At 65.7% G+C, this 20,353-nt stretch carries 12 protein-coding genes; 9 read left to right on the top strand and 3 right to left on the bottom strand.

Going from position 1 to position 20,353, the window contains the following annotated elements; translation table 11 throughout:
- From AC1DSJ_RS29190 to AC1DSJ_RS29175, 4 genes are read left to right on the top strand one after another with little or no spacing between them, the layout of a single operon-like run.
- Positions 1-924: an ABC transporter permease gene (locus tag AC1DSJ_RS29190; RefSeq protein ID WP_054426809.1), complete on the top strand. Its 924-nt coding sequence runs from the start codon at positions 1-3 to the stop codon at positions 922-924.
- Complete coding sequence (locus AC1DSJ_RS29185) at positions 924-1,739, top strand: ABC transporter permease (RefSeq protein ID WP_054426810.1); 816 nt, start codon at positions 924-926, stop codon at positions 1,737-1,739. Before AC1DSJ_RS29190 ends, AC1DSJ_RS29185 begins: the two co-directional genes overlap by 1 nt.
- Positions 1,736-2,734 (top strand): ABC transporter ATP-binding protein, encoded by a 999-nt coding sequence (locus AC1DSJ_RS29180; protein ID WP_441372462.1) that lies wholly within the window; start codon positions 1,736-1,738, stop codon positions 2,732-2,734. The genes AC1DSJ_RS29185 and AC1DSJ_RS29180 overlap by 4 nt, the downstream gene beginning before the upstream one ends.
- Complete coding sequence (locus AC1DSJ_RS29175; protein WP_054426812.1) at positions 2,731-3,540, top strand: ABC transporter ATP-binding protein; 810 nt, start codon at positions 2,731-2,733, stop codon at positions 3,538-3,540. The genes AC1DSJ_RS29180 and AC1DSJ_RS29175 overlap by 4 nt, the downstream gene beginning before the upstream one ends.
- Here AC1DSJ_RS29175 and AC1DSJ_RS29170 read toward each other — a convergent pair.
- The 3 genes from AC1DSJ_RS29170 to pgi form a co-directional block, all read right to left on the bottom strand.
- A complete protein-coding gene (locus AC1DSJ_RS29170) occupies positions 3,514-4,245 on the bottom strand; it encodes a Crp/Fnr family transcriptional regulator (protein WP_441372461.1) in 732 nt (243 codons plus the stop codon). The genes AC1DSJ_RS29175 and AC1DSJ_RS29170 overlap by 27 nt on opposite strands.
- A 38-nt stretch (positions 4,246-4,283) precedes the next feature.
- Positions 4,284-5,000: a Crp/Fnr family transcriptional regulator gene (locus AC1DSJ_RS29165; protein ID WP_175168709.1), complete on the bottom strand. Its 717-nt coding sequence runs from the start codon at positions 4,998-5,000 to the stop codon at positions 4,284-4,286.
- Between the two features lie 185 nt (positions 5,001-5,185).
- The gene (pgi, locus tag AC1DSJ_RS29160) at positions 5,186-6,844 is read right to left on the bottom strand and encodes a glucose-6-phosphate isomerase (RefSeq protein ID WP_441372460.1); all 1,659 of its coding nucleotides are present in this window, start codon (positions 6,842-6,844) and stop codon (positions 5,186-5,188) included.
- Positions 6,845-7,050: 206 nt separating this feature from the next.
- On the opposite strand from pgi, the gene AC1DSJ_RS29155 reads away from it, so the two are divergent.
- The 5 genes from AC1DSJ_RS29155 (at position 7,051) to AC1DSJ_RS29135 (ending at position 20,353) form a co-directional block, all read left to right on the top strand.
- Positions 7,051-15,807: a glycoside hydrolase family 94 protein gene (locus AC1DSJ_RS29155; protein WP_441372459.1), complete on the top strand. Its 8,757-nt coding sequence runs from the start codon at positions 7,051-7,053 to the stop codon at positions 15,805-15,807.
- Between the two features lie 198 nt (positions 15,808-16,005).
- A complete protein-coding gene (locus tag AC1DSJ_RS29150) occupies positions 16,006-16,737 on the top strand; it encodes a FadR/GntR family transcriptional regulator (RefSeq protein ID WP_175168706.1) in 732 nt (243 codons plus the stop codon).
- Positions 16,738-16,958: 221 nt separating this feature from the next.
- Positions 16,959-18,464, top strand: a complete 1,506-nt coding sequence (locus AC1DSJ_RS29145; protein WP_441372458.1) for an ABC transporter substrate-binding protein — start codon at positions 16,959-16,961, stop codon at positions 18,462-18,464.
- Positions 18,465-18,566: 102 nt separating this feature from the next.
- Entirely contained in the window at positions 18,567-19,484 is a 918-nt protein-coding gene (locus tag AC1DSJ_RS29140) for an ABC transporter permease (RefSeq protein ID WP_054426818.1), read from the top strand.
- Positions 19,481-20,353, top strand: a complete 873-nt coding sequence (locus AC1DSJ_RS29135) for an ABC transporter permease (RefSeq protein ID WP_441372457.1) — start codon at positions 19,481-19,483, stop codon at positions 20,351-20,353. The genes AC1DSJ_RS29140 and AC1DSJ_RS29135 overlap by 4 nt, the downstream gene beginning before the upstream one ends.

Below are 20,353 nucleotides of genomic sequence, written 5' to 3'. Positions count from 1 at the left end.
ATGCTCTCTTTGCTTTTGCGGCGCGCCGGCTTAGGCCTGATGGTGGCGCTGACGGTTTCCTTGTTGTGTTTCGTGTTGTCGAACGTGGCGGTGGACCCCGCGCTGGCGCTGGCAGGCGACAGCGCCACCGAGGCCGACCTGCAAGCGCTGCGCGTGCGGTATGCGTTAGACAAGCCGCTGCCTGAGCGCTACGCCGCGTATCTGGGGCGGCTGCTGGCGGGCGACCTGGGCACGTCGCAACTGACGGGCGAACCCGTGTCGCGCATGTTGGCGGATCGCGTGGGCGTCACCGCCCTGCTGGCGCTGACGGCCATTCTGGTGGCGCTGGCGGTGGCGGTGCCTGCTGGCGTGATGGCGGCCGCCCATCGCGGCGGCTGGGCCGACCGCGTCGTGTCGTTCGTGACCGCCGTCGTGCAGGCCATGCCCAGTTTCTGGGCGGCGCTGCTGCTGATCATCTTCTTCGGCGTGAAGCTGCGCTGGCTGCCGATTTCGGGCAGCGGCACGCTGGCGCATTACGTCATGCCCACGGTAGCGCTCAGCCTGTACGCGCTGCCGGCGCTCACCCGCCTGACCCGCAGCGGCATGGTGCAGGCGCTGGAATCCGACTACATCCGCACCGCGCGCGCCATGGGCTTGCCCACGCGCGTCATCCTGTTCAAGAGCGCGCTGCGCAACGCGCTGTTGCCCGTCGTATCGCTGGGCGCGGTGCAGTTCGGGTTCATGCTGGGCGGCTCCATCGTGATTGAGTCCATCTTCGCCATCCACGGCATTGGTTATCTGGCGTGGCAGTCGATGATCCGCGCCGACATGCCCGTCATCCAGGCCGTCGTCCTGATGATTTCACTGACTTATATTGTGTTGACCTTTCTGTCTGATGTACTGAACACCCTGCTAGACCCCCGGCTGAAGCGGGCGGCCTCGTGATGCCGCGCCGACTGGGGTTTTATTGCGGCGTGGCCATCATCGCCGCGCTGGCGCTGATTGCCGTGTTCGGGCCGATGCTGCTGCCGAATGATCCGTTCACGCAGTCATTGGGCCAGCGCTTGGCGCAACCGTTCTGGCACGACAAGACCTTGCCCGCGCACTGGTTGGGCACGGATCAGCTGGGCCGTGATTATCTGGCGCGGCTGGTCTATGGCGCCCGGATCTCGCTGGCGATCGGTTTTGCGGTGGTGCTGGTGTCGGGCTTCATCGGCATTACCTTGGGGCTGATTGCGGGCTATGCGGGCGGCGTGGCGGATGCCGTCATCAGCTTCATCATCAACACGCGTATCAGCATGCCCATCGTGCTGGCGGCGCTGGCCATTGTGTCGGTGACGGGCAATTCGCTCACCACCGTGATTCTGGTGCTGGGCCTGTTGCTGTGGGATCACTTTGCGGTGGTGGCGCGCAGTGCGGCCATGCAGTTACGCAACGCCGACTACGTGACGGCCGCGCGCGCCATGGGGTGCACGCACTGGCACATCCTGGTGCGCGAAATTCTGCCGAACATCCGCGGGCCGCTGCTGGTGATCGCCACCGTGGAAATGGCGCACGCCATTCTGGTTGAGGCCGCGCTGTCCTTTCTGGGGCTGGGCGTGCCGGCCCCCTATCCGTCTTGGGGGCTGATGCTGTCCGAAGCCAAGTCATTCATGTTCTTCAGCCCCTGGCTGATCGCGCTGCCCGGCGCGGCGCTGTTACTGCTGGTGCTGGGCATCAACCTGACGGGCGACGGCCTGCGCACGCGGCGGGAATCATGATGACGGCTTCCCACACTGCGCCCGTGCTGGATGTTCGGGACCTGCGCATTTCCCTTCCCACCCGCGCGGGGCTGCTGCAAGCGGTACGCGGCATTGACCTGCGCATTGAACGCGGCGCAACGCTGGGGCTGGTTGGCGAAAGCGGCTGCGGCAAATCACTGACGGCGTTGAGCCTATTGCGGCTGCTGCCACGCGGCGCGCGCGTCGACGCCCAACGCATGACGTTTGATGGCGTGGACCTGCTCACCGCCCGCGACCGCCAGATGAATGCGTTGCGCGGCGACCGCATCGCCATGGTGTTCCAGGAACCCATGACGGCGTTGAACCCCACGTTCACCATCGGCCAACAGCTGATGACCGTGTACCGCAGCCATCGCGCGGATGGCGCGGCGGCTGCGCGTACACGTGCGCTGCATCTGCTGGACCGCGTCGGCATTTCCAATGGCCCCGCGCGCCTGGACCAGTACCCGCACGAAGTGTCTGGCGGCATGCGCCAGCGTGTGCTGATCGCGATGGCCTTGATGTGCGAGCCGGAGCTGATCATCGCCGACGAACCCACGACCGCGCTGGACGTCACCATTCAGAAGCAGATCCTGGAATTGCTGAAGACGCTGCAACAGGAAATGGGCCTGGCCGTCTTGCTGATTACGCACGACTTGGGCGTGGTGTCGCACTACACGGACGATGTGTCGGTGATGTACGCCGGCCAGATCGTGGAATCCGGCCCCACGGCGCAGGTGCTGTCGGCCCCTGCGCATCCGTACACGCAGGGCTTGCTGGACAGCATTCCGCAAGTGACGCGGCGGGTCTCGTCCGAACGCCTGGCCATCATTCCCGGCGTGGTGCCGGCGCTAACGCAAACGCCGGACGCCTGTGTGTTCGCGCCCCGCTGCCGTCACGCAGCTGACCTCTGCGCCGGGCCGCCGCCCATGCTGACCGTTTATGACAGCCAGCGCCTGCGCCGCTGCCATGCTCCGTTTGAGGTGCGCCCATGACCACGACCGCTCTGGTTCGGGCTGACGCCCTGACCCGCCGCTACACCCGCCGCACCGCCTTCTGGAAGCCGGCCGACGTCCACACCGCGCTGGACGCCGTGTCGGTCCACATCAACGCGGGCGAAGCGGTGGGCATTGTGGGGGAATCGGGTTCTGGAAAAAGCACGCTGGCGAAACTCCTGCTGGGTCTGGACGCACCCAGCGCGGGCGCTGTCCAGCTCGGTGGCGAGCCGATTGCCGGCTTGTCGCGCCAGCAAATCGCCCGCATCGTGCAGCCGGTGTTTCAAGACCCGTACGGGTCACTGAACCCCAGCTACACGGTCGAACGCCTGCTCGCCCTGCCGCTGCGGCTGCGTGCGGGCCGGGGCGAATCCGTGAACATTGCCACCGAAACCACCCGGCTGCTGGATCAAGTGGGCCTGCCTGCCCGCACGCGCGGCGCGTATCCGCATGCACTGTCGGGCGGCCAGCGACAACGCGTCGCCATCGCCCGCGCACTGGCGTTGCGCCCGCCGCTGTTGATTTGCGATGAACCGACCTCGGCGCTGGACGTGTCGGTGCAGGCGCAGATTCTGAACCTGCTGCAAGACTTGCGGAGGGACTTGGGTTTGGCCTTGCTGTTGATCAGCCACAACCTGGGCGTCGTCGGCCATATGGTTGACCGCCTGTACGTGCTGCAACAAGGCAAAGTGGTGGAAGCCGGCACGACGGCGCAAGTCTTCGATGCGCCGCAACACCCATATACGCAGCGGCTGTTTGCATCCGTGCTTGAGGTGAAGCTACCGGGGCAACGCCGCGCAGTGTAAGTGCAGCGCGTAGCTCAGCAGGTCTGCCGCATAGCAGTCGCACGCGGCGACTTCCAGGCCCACGCGGTCCAGGATGGCGATATGCCCACGGTGGTACGCAATCAGCTTGCGTTGCTGCAAGGCCGAGGCGGCCACGGTGACGCCCACCCGGCGCACGCCCAGCATGTGCGCCAGATACTCGTGCGTCAGGTGGAAGTGGTCGGCGTGCGCGCGGTCTTGCGTCATCAGCAGCCAACGCGCCAGCCGGCCTTCGACCAGATGGGAATGCATGCACGCCGCGGCCTGGGCCAGCTGCTGCAACGTCACCCCGGTGTAGCGGTTGATCAATTCACGCAACGCGTTGCTGGCCGCCATTTCGTGCCGGAAGCGGTTGGACGGCATCCGCAGCGCCACGCCGCTGCCCTGCACCACCGCGCGCAGTTGCGAGACATTGATTCCCAAGGCCACGTCCACGCTCCACATGCCCTCGTTACCGATCAGGCCGACTTCCAGCGCCACCCCGCGCTTGGGCGGCAGGATCAGCGAGATATAACTGCCCGCCGGGAAATAGACATCCGCCATCTGCCCGCCGGGCTGCAACAGGCATTGGCCAAATTCCAGCTCAACGCGGTCGAACCGATCCAGCAAGGGCGTCCGTTCGGCCTCTGGCAATGCGTCCAGCAGCCGATTGGACACGCCTTCAGGCATGGGTGGGAGGTGCGGCACATTCTGCTCCAGGTTCCGAATTCCAGGTCAGGGGCGCATCACGTCAGCGCTTGGCCAAGCAGGCGTTCGTATTCTTGGCGGACGACGGTATAGCACTCGCACACGCGAGCCTCCAGGCCGGGCCGGTCGGTGACGGCGATGTGGCCTCGCCGGTATCGGATCAGGCCGGCTTCCTGCAAATGCCCGGCCGCTTCCGTCACGCCTTCCCGGCGCACACCCAACATGTTGGCGATGAGTTCCTGCGTCATGATGATTTCGTTTGAACGCAGCCGGTCCAGGCTCAGCAGCAACCACCGACATAGCTGCTGGTCCAGCGAGTGATGCCGGTTGCAGACGGCGGTCTGCGCCATTTGCGTCAACAACGCCTGCGTGTAGCGCAACAGCAGATGCTGCATGGGGCCGCCGCGATAGAACTCGTCTTTCAGCACCTGGCCCTTCAGTTGGTAGGCCGACCCGGCGCTTTGCACGATGGCGCGGCTGGGCGTGGTTTCGCCGCCCATGAACAACGAGATGCCGACAATGCCCTCGTTACCGACCACGGCGATTTCGGTGGATGCGCCGTCTTCCATCACGCACAACAGCGACACGATGCAGTCGATGGGAAAGCAAACATGGCGCATGCGTCCGCCGGGTTCGTACAGCGCCTTGCCCAGCGGCATGGCGACCCGTTCTAGCTGCGGGAACAGGCGATCCATTTCATCAGGCGGCAACGCCGCCAGCAGATGATTCTGGGTGGGATGGTGGGTGTCAGGCATGATGGCTCCCTGCAACAAGCCGCATTGCAGCGCCCCGATGCTCGGGACGCCATCCGAAGGGGCTCCGATAGGCCTTACCCGCTCGGCAGGGGTAATCGGCAAGCGCTATGTGCGCTACCGAACGGAGTCATCCCAGGGTAGCGCACTCTTGGCGCGCCATCCCTCCCCCCCTCCTCCTCATCCCTTTAGCCAAGCCGGGCATCCAGGGTTTTCTGCATCAGCGTGCGGGTGGAGCTGTCGTGGTTTTGCATGCCGGTGGTGCCCGCTTCAAGCTCCTGGACAATACGCAAGGCCAGCGTCTTGCCCAATTCCACGCCCCATTGATCGAACGAATCGATGTTCCAGATGACGCCTTGGGTAAAGGCGCTGTGCTCATACAGCGCAACCAGCGCGCCCAGCGTGCGCGGCGTCAGCCGCTTGGCCAACAGGGTGTTGCTGGGACGGTTGCCGGCCACGTGGCGGTGCCGCGCCGCCGGGGCCGCTTCACCGCCGTCGGCCACGGGTTGGCCAAACGCCAGCGCCTCGGCCTGCGCAAACATATTGGCCAGCAGCGCGTCATGCTGCCGGGGCGAGGCCGCAAGCGGCGTCAGAAATCCGATGAAGTCGCACGGCACGCACTGGCTGCCCTGATGCAGCAGCTGGTGAAATGAATGCTGGCCGTTCGTTCCGCTCGCGCCCCAATACACCGGGCTGGTGTGGCCCGCGACATCCGCCCCGTCCTGCGTGACGGATTTACCGTTGCTCTCCATCATCAATTGCTGCACGTACGACGGAAAACGACGCAGATAGTGGTCGTAGGGCAGGATGGCGACGGTTCGCGCGTCCAGGAAATTGTTGTTCCACACGCTCAGCAGCGCGTGCATGACGGGCAGGTTCCGCGCAAGCGGCGCATCGTGAAAGTGCATATCCATCTGATGACAGCCGGCCAGCATGTCATCAAAACCCTCGGGCCCGATCGCGGCCATCAGCGTAAAGCCCATGGCTGAGCACAGCGAGAAACGTCCGTTGACCCAGTCCCAGATGTCGAACACCCGAAAAGGCGCGATTCCCTCTTGAATGGCCGCGCTCGGGTTGCCGGTGACGGCCAGGAAGTGGGCCGCCACAGCGGATTCGTCGTGCATGCTTTCCCGGCACCAGGCGCGCGCGGCGGCCGCGTTGTAGCGGGTTTCGGCGGTGTGCCATGACTTTGAACACAGGACGAACAGGGTTTCGCGCGCATCCAGATCGTGCGTTGCCTGCTGGAAGTCCGCCCCGTCCATGTTGGATACGAAGCGAATATTCAGGCCGGGTTGCGCGTAGTGCTGCAACGCGGCGCAAGCCATCTCCACACCGATGGCCGACCCGCCAATGCCCACGTTGACGATGTTGCGGATGGGTTTACCCGTGCCGCCCAGACAGGTTCCGGCGCGCACGGCGTTGGCCCACTCGGCCATCCGGTTGCGCACCCGCTGCACGGCAGGCGCGACTTCCCGGCCATCGATCTGCATGCTGGCGCCCGCGGGCAGCCGCAGCGCGGTGTGCAGCGCGGACCGATGTTCACTGACATTGATGGCCTCGCCGTTGAACATGGCGTCGATGCGCGCCCGCACGCCGCGTTCGGTGGCCAGCTCTACCAGCCATTGCAGGGTCGCGGGGGTGACGCGTTGTTTGGAGTAATCCAGATACCATCCGGCCGCTTCCAGCGTCAGCCGCTCTCCCCGGTTGGCGTCTTCAAGGAACAAGGCGCGTAGATGCATGGCGCGCATCGCATCCGCCTCGCCCAACAGCGCCGCCCAAGGGGGACCCGCAGGGGTCGCCGGGCTCGTTGCGGCGTCGCCCTGACCCGCAGATGCTTGTCTGTCCATGGCATGCGCACCTCCATTCCGGCCTGCCTGCGTCGCGACGTTGCGCCCGCGCCTAGCCGGGGTTTGGGTCGGTTATGTCACAAGCGGCGCACGCCGTCCGTGCGGTAACGCACAGAGCTCGCGCGCGCGCATGGTCACTCTATGGAGGGGACGCCGCCCGCCCGGGCGGCGCGCTGCCCCGACGGAATCCCCATGGCCACGTATCGATGAAACCCATAGATTGGCCCTCGCTAGAGGCCGCCCCCGAGTGGATAGACTTGTTCGCCCGCAGCAAGCCGACGCTTAGCGCCGCCAAGAGCGAACCTCCCTTGCGCGCCGAACTGTTCAACGCCGCGCAAATGGAAGCGCACGGCCAGGCGCTGGCGCACGAGCACGTGGTGGGCGCCTTCAGCGGGCAAGACAAGTTGCTGCCTCGCCTGACCGAAAACCAGACCTTGCTGGGCGAAGCCTGCGCGCTGCTGATGGAATCCATGCAGCAAAGCCGCCAGATCACGCCCGCCGATGAATGGCTGCTGGACAACTTCTACCTGATCGAAGAGCAGATCCGGCTGGCCAAGCGCCATCTGCCCAAGGGCTACAGCCGCAGCCTGCCCAAGCTGTCAGCGGGGCCGTCACAGGGCTTGCCGCGCGCCTACGACATTGCGTTGGAAATGATCTCGCATAGCGATGCGCGGATCGATGCCGCGGGCATCAACGCATTCGTCAGCGCCTATCAGACGGTGGCGCCGCTGCAATTGGGCGAACTGTGGGCCATCCCCATCATGATGCGGCTGGCCCTGATCGAGAACCTGCGCCGCGTGGCCATCCGCCTGGCCTACGCCAATATGAACCGCGGGCTGGCCGACACCTGGGCCGACGCCATGCGCAAAGCGGCCGAAGAAGACCCCACCAGCCTGATCCTGGTCATCGCCAACATGGCGCGCTCGAATCCGCCCATCGACGGCGCCTTCGTGGCGGAACTGTCCCGGCGGCTGCAAGGGCACGGCCCCGCGCTGGCGCTGCCCTTGACGTGGTTCGAGCAGCGCCTGGCGCAGTCGAATCTGACCATCGAGTACATGGTGGTGGCGGAAAACCAGCAACAGGCAGCGGACCAGGTCTCCATCAGCAACAGCATTGGCAGCCTGCGCGCGCTATCGACGACAAACTGGAACGAGTTTGTTGAAGACGTGAGCCTGGTGGAACGCACGCTGCGCCAGGACCCCGCCGGCGTCTATGCCGACATGGACTTTTCCACGCGGGATCGCTACCGGCACCGCGTGGAGCGCCTGTCCCAGGCTTCCCCCCACACCGAGATCGACATCGCCGAGCTGGCCATTGCGCTGGCGTCAGCGGCGGCCAGTGACCCCAGCCCCGACGCCGATCCTCGCCGCGCGCACGTTGGCTTCTACCTGACGGATCAGGGGCAGCGCGAACTCGTGCAACAGGCGGCCGTGAGACACAGCCTGCGTGCGCAGTTGGCGCGCCTGTCTCCCGCTTGCGCGCTGGCCGGCTACGCGGGCGCCATCGTCCTGCTCACGGCCGCCGCCAGCGCAATATTGGTGGGTATCGCACACGCGGCGGGCGTCGGCCCGTGGGCATTGGCGGCGCTTGCGGTGTTGTCGGTGGTGGCGACCAGCCATCTGGCCGTGGCCATCGTCAACTGGGCGCTGACCTGGCTCGTGCGGCCGCTGCGGCTGCCGCGCATGGACTACGCCAAACGCATTCCGGACGACGCGCGTTGTCTGGTCGCGGTGCCGTCCATGCTGATCGAACCCGATGACGGCGAACAACTGAGCGAAGCCCTGGAGATCCGCTTTCTGGCCAACCCCGGAGACAATCTCAGCTTTTGCCTGCTGACGGATTTCGCCGACGCGCAGACCGAACATCAGCCCGCCGATGCCTTGCTGCTGGAACGCGCCAAAGCGCACATCCAGGCGCTGAACCACAAGTACCGGCAGTTGGGCCGTAGCCCGTTCTTTCTGTTGCATCGGCCGCGCCGCTGGAACGAGCGGGAACAGGTCTGGATGGGCCGCGAACGCAAACGCGGCAAGCTTGCCGACCTGAACGGGCTGCTGCGCGGTCAGGGCGAGGGTGCGTTTTCCTGCCTGGTGGGCGATCTGGGTTGGCTGCCCAGCGTGAAGTACGTCATTACGCTGGACACCGATACCGATCTGCCCCGCGAGAGCGCGTGGAAGCTGGTGGGCACGATGGCGCATCCGCTGAATCAGCCCCGGTTCGATGCGGCCCGGCAACGGGTCACGCGCGGCTACGGCATCCTGCAACCGCGCGTGGCAGTCCGCCTGGCCGACCTGAGCGGCTCCGCCTATGCACGCCTGCATGGCGGGGACGCCGGCATTGATCCCTACACAAACACCGTGTCCGACGTCTATCAGGACATCTTCAAGGAAGGCTCCTTTATCGGTAAGGGCATCTATGAAGTGGACGCGTTCGAAGCGGCGCTGAAAGACCGCTTCCCCGACAACCGGGTGCTTAGCCACGACCTGCTTGAAGGTTGCTACGCGCGCTCGGGTTTGCTCAGTGATGTGCAACTGTTTGAAGGCCACCCTGCGCGCTACGCGTCAGACGTCAGCCGCCGCCACCGCTGGATACGCGGCGACTGGCAACTGCTGGGCTGGCTGTTCGGCCGCCCGCCTGCGACACCCGGCGCGCCTGCCAGCCAGCCGCTGCCGTGGCTGGCCCGCTGCAAGATCCTGGACAATCTGCGGCGCAGTCTGGTCGCCCCTTGCCTGGTGCTGCTGATGGCGCTGGGCTGGACGCTGCTGCCCTATCCGTGGTTGTGGACCACCGCCAGCCTGATGGTGCTGTTTCTGCCGGGCTTGTTCGCGTCGGCGATGGGCGCCGTGCGTAAAGAAGAAGACGTGGTGCTGGCGCAGCATCTGGCCGGCTGGGTGCCCTCGATCTTGCAGCAGCTTGCGCGCACCGCCTTTGCGCTTGCCTGCCTGGCGCACGAAGCGCTGTACAGCCTGGACGCCATCTTGCGCACCCTGTACCGGCTCACAGTATCGGGCCGGCGCCTGCTGGAATGGAAGCCGTCCAGCGTCACCAACCGCGAAGGCACCACGCGGGCCGGACCCCTGCTGTTGTCCATCTGGGGCTCGCCGCTGCTTGCGCTGGCGATCGGCGCCTGCGTCATGCGGTGGAATCCGTCCGCCTGGCCTGCCGCGTTGCCGGTGCTGGCGCTGTGGGCGTTGATGCCGCTGATCGCCCGGCGCCTGAGCCGGCCTCCTGCGGTGGCGAAGGCGGTGTTGGCGCCCGCGCAGGAACAATTCCTGCGGCTGCTGGCGCGCAAGACCTGGTCCTTTTTCGACGGCCACGGTGGCGCCGAAGACAACTGGCTGATCCCGGACAACGTCCAGGACCGCCCGGCGCCCACCACCGCACACCGCACCTCGCCCACCAACCTGGGCCTGGCCCTGCTGGCCAACCTGGCCGCCTACGACTTCGGCTACCTGCAAGCCAGCCGGCTGCTTGAACGCACGCAGGCAACGCTGGGCACCATGGCGACGCTGGACCGCTACCTGGGCCACTTCTATAACTGGTACGACACCCTGACGCTCAAACCGCTGAACCCGCTTTACATCTCTACGGTAGACAGCGGCAATCTGGCGGGTCACCTGCTGACGCTGCGGCCGGGACTGCTGGCGCTGGCCCAGGCGCCGATTCTGCATCCGCGCACCTTCGATGGCCTGGCCGACGCGCTGGGCGTGCTGCGCGAACATGTCGCCGCCGACCGCCATACGCCGTTGGACCGGATGGATCAGGCCCTGAAGGCCCTACACGGTTCAAAAACCTTGACCCAGGCCAAACAAGGCATCGAACGCGTGCGCGAACTGGCCTATGGGCTGCTCGACAGCTACGCCGGCCCCGCCCAGGCCGAAGCCCTGTGGCACTGCCAGGCCCTGCTGCGCCAATGCGAAGAAGCGCGCGACGAGCTGGCCCTGTTCACGCCGTGGCGGGACGCGCCCGCAGGCGTCTCGTGGGGCGGCCTGCCCGCCTTGCAGGCCATCCCCACGTTGCAGCAAGTGGCTAGCCTGCGCGCCACGCTGCTACCGGCGCTGCGAGCGCGCCTGGCCGCAGAAGACACGTCCGATGGCGAGCGCCTTTGGCTGCTTGAAACCGAACAGGCCGTGGCCATGGCGGGCGAACGCGCCGCCGAACGGTGCGCGGTGCTTGAGCGGCTGGCCGCCACCGCGGCCGAGATGGCCGTGGCCGAATATGGCTTTCTGTACGACAAGGGCAGCCGCCTGCTGGCCATCGGCTACAACCTGACGGAACGCCGGCGCGACGAAGGCCTGTACGACCTGCTCGCCTCCGAGGCGCGGCTATGCAGCTTTGTCGCCATCGCCCAAGGCCAGTTGCCCCAGGAAACCTGGTTCGCGCTGGGCCGGCAACTGAACAACTCTTCGGGCGGCCCTGTGCTGCTGTCCTGGAGCGGGTCGATGTTCGAATACCTGATGCCCCGGCTTGTCATGCCGTCCTACCCGCACACGCTGCTGGACCAGACCTGCCAGTCCGCCGTGCGCGCGCAGATCGAATACGGCGACAAGCTGGGCATTCCGTGGGGCATGTCCGAAAGCGCCTACCACCTGTTCGACGCCGCCATGAACTACCAGTACCGCGCGTTCGGCGTGCCCGGCCTGGGGCTCAAGCGCGGCTTGGCCGATGATGTTGTCGTCGCCCCCTATGCGTCGATGCTGGCGCTGATGGTGGCGCCGGATGCCGCCTGCCGCAACCTGCAACGCCTGGCCAAAGACAAAGTGCTTGGCCGCTATGGCCTGTACGAAGCCGTCGACTACACCGCGCGCCGCCAGCCGCCCGGCAAAAGCAGCACCATCATCTATGCCTACATGGCCCATCACCAGGGCATGGGCTTTCTGTCTATGGCAAGCGTGTTGCTGGGGCGCACGATGCAGGCGCGCTTCGAAGCGGACCCCTCGTTTCAGGCCACGATGCTGCTGCTGCAAGAGCGCGTGCCACGGGCGGCGGCCGCCCACTCCAAGGGAGCGGAGCTTGCCGTCATCCGCAGCACGCCCGCTGGGCAAAACGAAGTGTCCGTGCGCGTGCTGGATACCGCCGACACGCCCATCCCCGAAGTGCAGTTGCTGTCCAACGGTCGGTATCACGTCATGGTCACCAACAGCGGCGCGGGCTCCAGCCGCTGGAAAGACCTGGCCGTCACACGGTGGCGCGAAGACAGCACCTGCGACAACTGGGGCACCTTTTGCTATCTGCGCGACACCGTCAGTGGCAAGCTCTGGTCCACGGCTTTCCAACCGACCCTGACACGGCCCGATCACTACGAAGTCATCTTTTCGGAAGGCCGCGCGGAATTCAAGCGCACCGACCACGAGATCGACACGCACACCGAAATCGTCGTTTCCCCGGAAGACGATATTGAATTGCGGCGCGTCCACCTGACCAACCGCAGCCGTGAAACGCGTACGCTGGAAGTCACCTGCTATACCGAAATTGTCATCGCCCCCGCCATGGCCGACGAACTGCACCCCGCCTTCAGCAACCTGTTCGTGCAAACTGAAATTCTGCCGGCCGAGCGCGCCATTCTGAGCACCCGGCGCGCCCGCAATCCCGCCGATAGCCCCCCGTGGATGTTCCAGTTGCTGGCGATCCATGGCGGCAAGCCCGGTGACGCGTCCTATGAAACGGACCGCGCGGTGTTCCTGGGCCGCGGACGCTCCACCGCCAATCCGCGGGCCATGGACGCAAGCGGCCCGCTGTCGGGCAGCGAAGGGCCGGTGCTAGAGCCGGTATCCGCCATCCGCTGCGCCATCACGCTGCAACCGGAACAAACCGTCGTGGTTGATCTGGTGCAAGGCGTGGGCGACAGCCGCAGCGCATGCACCCATTTGATCAGCAAGTATCAAGACCGCCACCTGGCCGACCGTGCGCTGGAACTGGCATGGACGCACGCCCAGGTCATCGTGCGGCAGTTGAACGCAACCGAGGCCGATGCGCAGCTGTACGCCCGCCTGGCCAACGCCATCGTCTATCAGAACCCCGCGCTGCGCGCCGACGCCGCCACGCTGCTGAAGAACCGCCGCGGGCAATCAGGGCTGTGGGGCTACGCGATCTCGGGCGATTTGCCCATTGTGCTGTTGCGCATCAAGGACCCGGCCAACTTTGAGCTGGTCCGTCAATTGGTCCAGGCGCACGCTTACTGGCGGCAAAAAGGCGTGGCGGTGGACCTGGTGATCTGGAACGAAGACACGGGCAGCTACCGTCAAGCCCTGCAAGACCGCATGATGGGCTTGATATCCGCCGGGGTGGAGTCGCACATCATCGACCGTCCGGGCGGCATTTTTGTGCGGCCGGGGGATCAGATTTCGGAAGAAGACCGGACGCTGTTGCTGGCCGTCTCGCGGGTGTCGCTCAGCGATGCGTTGGGGTCCTTGTCGAACCAAGTGAACCGCCTGGCATTGCCCGAAAGCCGTGTCGCGCCCCTGGTTACGTCGACACCGCCCTTGCCGCCCAGCGCCTATGTTCCGCCTGCTGCGGCCCCCGCGGATCTGCTGCACGGCAACGGGCTGGGAGGCTTCACGCCCGACGGCGAGGAATACGTCATCACCACGTCGGACGATCAGCGCACGCCCGCCCCCTGGGTCAACGTCATCGCCAATGCTCAGTTCGGCAGCGTGGTGTCCGAAAGCGGACAAGCCTACAGCTGGAGCGGCAACGCGCACGAATTCCGGCTGACCCCCTGGCGCAACGACGCCGTCACCGACGTCTGCGGCGAAGCCTTCTACCTGCGCGACGAAATCAGCGGCCACGTCTGGTCGGCCGCGCCTTATCCCGCAGGCGGCGCGTCGGCCTATGTCACCCGCCATGGCTTTGGCTACACGGTATTCGAGCATGTGGAAGACGGTATCGAATCCCGGCTGTGCGTGCATGTGGCCCTGGAAGCGCCCGTGAAGTTTTATTCCCTGACCGTGCGCAACCGCTCAGGGCGACGCCGCCGCTTGTCGGTCACGGGGTATGTGGAATGGGTGCTGGGCGACCTGCGCTCCAAGTCGGCCATGCACGTCACGACCGAAGTCGATGCGCAGACCGGCGCACTGTTTGCCCGCAATAGCTTCAACACCGACTTCGCGCGGCACGTAGCGTTCTTCGACACCAGCAGCGCTGCGCGCAGCGTCACCGGCGACCGCAAGGAATTCATTGGCCGCAACGGCACGATGCGCCACCCGCAAGCGCTGCGCCGCAGCGTCTTGTCCGGACGCACCGGCGCCGCGCTGGACCCGTGCGCCGCCATCCAGGTTCCCGTCACGCTGGATGAGGGCGAAGAAGAACAGGTGGTCTTCCATTTGGGCGCGTCGCCGCAAGGCAAGGAACATGCAAGCGAACTCGTGCGCCGCTACCGCGAGGCCGGCGCGGCGGCCAACGAACTGGAAGCCGTGCGGCAGTATTGGCGCGACACGCTGGGCGTTGTGCGCATCCAAACGCCCGACGCCGCCTTGAACACGCTGGCCAACGGCTGGCTGCTCTACCAAACCCTGGCATGCCGCATGTGGGCGCGCAGCGGGCACTATCAGTCGGGCGGCGCGTATGGCTTCCGAGACCAGTTGCAAGACGTGATGGCGCTGGCCACGGCACGCCCGGAACTGACGCGCGAACACCTGTTGCGCAGCGCGGCCCGCCAATTCGTCCAGGGCGACGTGCTGCATTGGTGGCATCCGCCCTCCAATCGCGGCGTGCGCACGCGGTGCTCTGACGATTACCTGTGGCTGCCGTTCGCCGTCAGCCACTATGTCGAACTCACGGGCGATATGGGCGTGCTGACGGAAGACGTGGGCTTTATCGAAGGCCGCGCGCTCAACCCGGGCGAATCATCCAACTACGATCACCCCAAGCCGTCCCGCGAATCCGCCACACTTTACGCCCATTGCACACGCGCGCTGAACCACGCCTTGAGCCAATTTGGCATGCATGGTTTGCCCCTGATCGGGTCTTGCGACTGGAACGACGGCATGGACAAAGTCGGCGATGCCGGCTGCGGCGTCAGCGTCTGGCTGGGATTCTTCCTGCATGACACCCTGAACCGCTTTGCCCGGGTAGCACGCGCGCACGCCGACCTGCCGTTCGCCGCCTATTGTGAATCCGTGGCGCGTCAGCTGGCGCTGGACCTGGAGCAAGCCGGCTGGGACGGCCAGTGGTATCGCCGCGCCTATTTCGACGACGGCACGCCGCTAGGCTCGGCGCAGAACCTGGAATGCCAGATCGATTCCATTTCGCAAAGCTGGGCGGTGCTGTCCGGCGTGGCCCCGCCGGAGCGCGCGCAGTCCGCCATGCAGGCGGTGGCCAACCGGCTGGTCGATGACAAGCTTGGCCTCATCCGGCTGCTGACGCCCTCGTTTGACACCGCCCCGATGAACCCGGGCTACATCCGGGGCTATGTGCCGGGCGTGCGCGAAAACGGCGGCCAATACACCCATGCCGCCATCTGGACCGCCATGGCCTTCTGCACCTTGCGCGACGAGGCCCGCGTCGCGTCGCTTCTGCACATGCTGAACCCCATCCACCATGCGGACTCGCCAGCGGCCGCCGCGCGCTACAAGGTCGAACCCTACGTCATGGCCGCCGACATCTACACCACGCCCGGACAGTTGGGCCGAGGGGGCTGGACCTGGTACACGGGCTCTTCCGGGCTGATGTACCGGCTGATCCTTGAGTCCGTGCTGGGGATGCGGCTACGCGGCGGAACGCTCAGCTTCTTGCCCTGCCTGCCCAGCGACTGGAACACGTTCACGCTCAGCTACCGGCACGGCCGCTCCACCTATACGGTGACCGCGCAACGGGGCGATGGCGAAGGCGATGGCGCCGCGCGCGTCACGCTGGATGGGGTGATCCAGGAAGACGGCATCATCACGCTGGAAGACGATGGCCAACATCGGCAAGTCCATATCGAGCTTCCGCGCGTGCAGACTCGGCTGCTGGCTGAACATGGCTAGTGGTTTTCCCTGAAAACCACCAAAAACAGCCGTTAACGGATTCCCAAGCCCCACGCCGTCCGGTACATTTCGTCCAGTGGCCTGACCACTGGACCATCAGGCAGCCAAACAGAAATCAGGGCCTTGCCCCGTCGCAGAAGACATCCCCGCCCCAGACCTATTACCCTCTAGCCCCCGAACCCTTCAACGCATCCCACGATGACTTCCCTTCAGGCCGTAGCCTCGACCCGCCTTTACCGCATGATTGCCGACCAGATCGCCGCGCGCATCAAGGCTGGCGACTTTCCCGCGGGGGGCCGTTTGCCCGCCGAGCGCGAGCTGGCCGAGCAACTGCAAGTGAGCCGGGCGTCGGTGCGCGAGGCCCTGATTGCGCTGGAAATCGAAGGCTATGTGGATGTGCGCGTGGGCACCGGCGTCTTTGTCTGCCCGCCGCGCGAAGACGGCAAGTACCAGGAAGCCGCCCAGCCCGCAGCGGCCGACAGTGTCGAAGCGACCGACATCGGCCCCTTCGACCTGCTCGAAACGCGGCTGCTGATCGAACCCGAATGCGCCGCGCTGGCCGCGCAAAAGGCCTCGCCCGCGCAAATTGCCGCTATTCGCGCCGCGCACGACGGCATGTCGCTGACCGAATCGCCCAGCGTGCACGACCGCGCGTTCCATAGCGCCATTGGCGCGGCTTGCGGCAACGCCGCGCTGGCCGCCGCCATTTCGCACATCTGGCACTTGAGCACATTGAGCCCGGTGTTTCACCGGCTGGAAGAACACTTCGTGACCACCAAGGTGTGGAGCGAAGCGCAGAAAGAACACGAACGCATCCTCGCGGCCATCGTCGACCGCGATCCCATCCGCGCCCGCCACGCCATGCACGACCACCTGGTCGGCATCCTGGCGCGCTTGCGCGAAGACTTCGGCAACGTTGGGATTCGATGATTTGATGACCCGCTAACGTCAACGGCCTGACGCCCAGGCCGCCCCCCTTACCGACCGTGTGCATGCACCGCCGGCGCGAAAAGCGCTGCTTGCGGCAAGGGGATCGGCTTGTCTGTTGAAACGCGAATTTGCAAGACCGTGCAAGACCCGCAAGACCAGTAAATCCAGCAAGACCCGTACTACCCGTAGTCCAAATACTTAAAACATATCAAGGTGAAAACATGCAGCTGACCCGTACCGTGAAGCTAGTGAGCGCGGCGCTATTGGCGCTAGGCGCCCATGCCGCCCAGGCCAACAAGGCTGACAACTCCCTCAACATCGCCTTCGACGCGGCGCCCGCCACGCTGGACGCGTACAAGGAATCGGACCGTCCCGGCCTGGCGCTGGCGCGCATGGTCTTCTCGGGGCTGCTGCAAAAGAATCAGGACACGGGCGAGTTCGGCCCGGCCATCGCCACGGGCTACAAGTTCGTGGACGACACCACCATTGAACTGCCCATCCGCCGCGATGTGAAGTTTCACGACGGTTCGCTGCTGACCATCGACGACGTGCTGTACACGTTGAACCTGGTGTCGTCCGACGCCTTCAAGGCGCGCTTCCAGAACCAGGTGGCGTGGATTGCCAAAGCGGAAAAAGTCGGCGACGACACCGTGCGCATCAAGATGAAGACGCCCTACCCGCTGGCGCTGGAAATGCTGTCGGAAAACCTGCCGATCTACCCGCGCAAGTACTACGAAGCCAATCAGTCCGATATGGGCGCCAAGCCCATTGGCACCGGCCCCTACCGCCTGACCGACAGCCAGCCCGGCAGCCGCTACGTGTACGAACGCTTTGACGGCTACTTCGGCGCCAAGCCCGCCGTGCAAAAGCTGGTGGTGCGCGTGCTGCCCGATGCCAATACGCAATACGCCGAACTGCTGTCCGGCGGCCTGGACTGGATCTGGCGCGTGCCGCCGGACGTGGCCAAGCGCATGGAGAAGACGCCGTCCGTCACGGTGAAAAGCAGCAGCATCATGCGCATCAGCTATATCTCGCTGAACCCGCGCATGGACGACGGCAAGTCGCCGCTGGCCAAGCAGGAAGTGCGCCAGGCCATCAACTACGCCATCGACCGCGAAGCCATCCGCCGCGCGCTCGTTGGCGGCGCGTCCAAGGTCATCAACGCGGCCTGCAACCCGGCCCAATTCGGTTGCTCGGCCGACGTGCAAACCTACAAGTTCGACCCCGCCCGCGCCAAGCAATTGCTGGCGTCGGCCGGCTACCCCCACGGCATCACGCTGGATCTGGTGATCTCGGCGCCGCCGCGCAGCATTCTGGATGCGGCCGCCGCGCAAATGGCGCAAGCCGGCATCAAGGTGAACCTGGTTGAACAGCAATACGGCACCGCCATGACCAACTGGCGCGACGGCAAGATCGCCATGCTGTCGTCCAACTGGGGCTCGTACGGCATTGCCGATGCGGCGCTGTCCACCAGCAACTTCTTCCGCGGCGGCCCGGACGATCAGGCCCGCAACCCGGAAGTCATCAAGTTGCTGGAAGCGGCCGATACGTCGGTCGACCGCGACCTGCGCGCGAAGAACTACGCCGCCGCGCAGAAGATCGTGGCCGAGCAGGCGTACTGGGTGCCGCTGTGGAACCACTCGCTGAACGCCGTGCAGGCCAAGGACCTGAATTTCTCGGTGGACGGCGACGAATTCCCGCGCTTCTACAAGGCCACCTGGAACTGATCCGGGCGGCAAACGCACCAGCCGCTGTGCCAGTCTGGTCCGGGCGCCGAACGCGCCCGGGCGGGACGGCGCGCGCCGGTGCCCGCCGACAAAGGTTGACCCATGATGACATTCCTGTTTCGCCGATTGCTGGTCGCCGCCTTGCTGGTGGTGTTCGTGTCGCTGATCAGCTTTTCGCTGGTGTTCGCATCCGGCAACCCGGCCGCGCGCCTGGCCGGTGAAGGCAGCGCGGCGGACGCCGCCCGGCTGTCGCAGCAGCACGGCTTTGACGACCCGATCCTGGTGCAGTACGGCCGCTGGCTGACGGGCGTGGTCCGTGGCGACTTTGGCGACAGCCTGTACTTCAGCCGCCCGGTGGCCGAATTGCTGGGCCAGCATTTCCCCGCCACCGCCAAGCTGGGTCTGGCGGCCATGGCCTTTGCGTTGCTGCTGGCCATTCCGCTGGGCGTGCTGGCGGGCTTGCGCAAAGGCTCGCTGATTGATCGCGCCACCATGCTGTTGTCGGCCTGCGCGCAAGCGATGCCGCCGTTCTGTCTGGCGTTTCTCTTGATCATCGTGTTCAGCGTGAACCACCAGTGGCTGCCCGCCTCGGGCTTTGACACCTGGAAGCACTACGTGATGCCGGTCGTCGCCTTAGGGTTGTTCGCCATGCCCGCGATGCTGCGCCTGATGAAATCCGAAATGGAAACCGTGCTGGCCACCGACTACATCCGCACCGCCCGCGCCATGGGCCTGGGCGGCGCCAGCGTGGTGCTGAAGTACGCGCTGCGCAACGCGTTGCGGCCGCTGGTGTCGCTGGCGGCGGCGCAGATGGGCACCTTGCTGGCTGGCTCCGTCGTCATCGAAACCGTGTTCGCCATCAATGGCGCCGGGCTGCTGGCCTGGACGTCCATCCTGCGCGGCGACTTCCCCACGATGCAGGCGCTGATCCTGATCTTTGCGCTGATCTACATCGTCCTCACCCTGGTTGCCGACCTGATCAACGGTTGGCTGGACCCCCGTGTGCGAGCCGCCTCATGAGCACCGCTATCGCTTCTTCCCCCTCTTCTGCCGCTCCGCGCGGCGACCGCCTGGCGCGCGCCGGCCGCCGCTTGGGGTTCATCGTGCTGGGCCTGCTGGTGCTGGCCGGCCTGATCGGCCCTTACCTGATTGCGCACGACCCATATTCGCAAGACCTGCTCGCGCGATTGCAGGAACCCGTATGGGCCGAAGGCGGCGACTGGAACCACATTCTTGGCACCGACCAACTGGGCCGCGACGTGCTGGCGCGCGCGCTGTACGGCGTGCGTGTGTCGGCGCTGATCGGCCTGTCGGTTGCGCTGATGGGCGGATTGATTGGCACCACGTTGGGCGTCATCGCCGGCTACTTCGGCGGCGCGGTCGACCGCGTCGTGTCGTTCTTGATTACCGCGCGTCTGGCGCTGCCGATCATCCTGGTGGCGCTGGCCGTGGTGTCGGTGGTAGGCGCATCGCTGACGGTGGTCGTGCTGGTGCTGGGCCTGCTGCTGTGGGAACGCTACGCGCTGGTTGCGCGCACCATGGCGGCCAGCCTGCGCAACGCCGAATTCGTCACGGCGTCGCGGCTGCAAGGCTGCACGCATTTGCAAATCATCTGGCGCGACATCCTGCCGAACCTGGTGGGTAACCTGCTCATCATCGGCACGGTGGATGCCGCCATGGCCATCACGCTGGAAGCCTCGCTGTCATTCCTGGGCCTGGGCGTGCCGGCGCCGATGCCATCGCTGGGCCTGATGATTGCCGAGGGCAAGGAAAACATGCTGTTCCAGCCGTCGCTGGTCGTCATCCCCAGCATCGTGCTGTTCGTGCTGGTGCTGTGCGTGAACCGGGCGGGCGAAACGCTGCGCGCCATCCAGATGAAAAAGGGTTGA

The organism is Achromobacter sp. 01N37, assembly GCF_056399725.1.
Note: the sequence above shows the minus strand (reverse complement) of the source record. Positions and strands in the feature narration are given on the sequence as shown.

Coding starts and splice junctions, on each gene's coding strand:
- AC1DSJ_RS29190 (WP_054426809.1), top strand. CDS start 1: ATGCTCTCTTTGCTTTTGCGGCGCGCCGGCTTAGGCCTGATGGTGGCG.
- AC1DSJ_RS29185 (WP_054426810.1), top strand. CDS start 924: ATGCCGCGCCGACTGGGGTTTTATTGCGGCGTGGCCATCATCGCCGCG.
- AC1DSJ_RS29180 (WP_441372462.1), top strand. CDS start 1,736: ATGATGACGGCTTCCCACACTGCGCCCGTGCTGGATGTTCGGGACCTG.
- AC1DSJ_RS29175 (WP_054426812.1), top strand. CDS start 2,731: ATGACCACGACCGCTCTGGTTCGGGCTGACGCCCTGACCCGCCGCTAC.
- AC1DSJ_RS29165 (WP_175168709.1), bottom strand. CDS start 5,000: ATGCCTGACACCCACCATCCCACCCAGAATCATCTGCTGGCGGCGTTG.
- pgi (WP_441372460.1), bottom strand. CDS start 6,844: ATGGACAGACAAGCATCTGCGGGTCAGGGCGACGCCGCAACGAGCCCG.
- AC1DSJ_RS29155 (WP_441372459.1), top strand. CDS start 7,051: ATGAAACCCATAGATTGGCCCTCGCTAGAGGCCGCCCCCGAGTGGATA.
- AC1DSJ_RS29150 (WP_175168706.1), top strand. CDS start 16,006: ATGACTTCCCTTCAGGCCGTAGCCTCGACCCGCCTTTACCGCATGATT.
- AC1DSJ_RS29145 (WP_441372458.1), top strand. CDS start 16,959: ATGCAGCTGACCCGTACCGTGAAGCTAGTGAGCGCGGCGCTATTGGCG.
- AC1DSJ_RS29140 (WP_054426818.1), top strand. CDS start 18,567: ATGATGACATTCCTGTTTCGCCGATTGCTGGTCGCCGCCTTGCTGGTG.
- AC1DSJ_RS29135 (WP_441372457.1), top strand. CDS start 19,481: ATGAGCACCGCTATCGCTTCTTCCCCCTCTTCTGCCGCTCCGCGCGGC.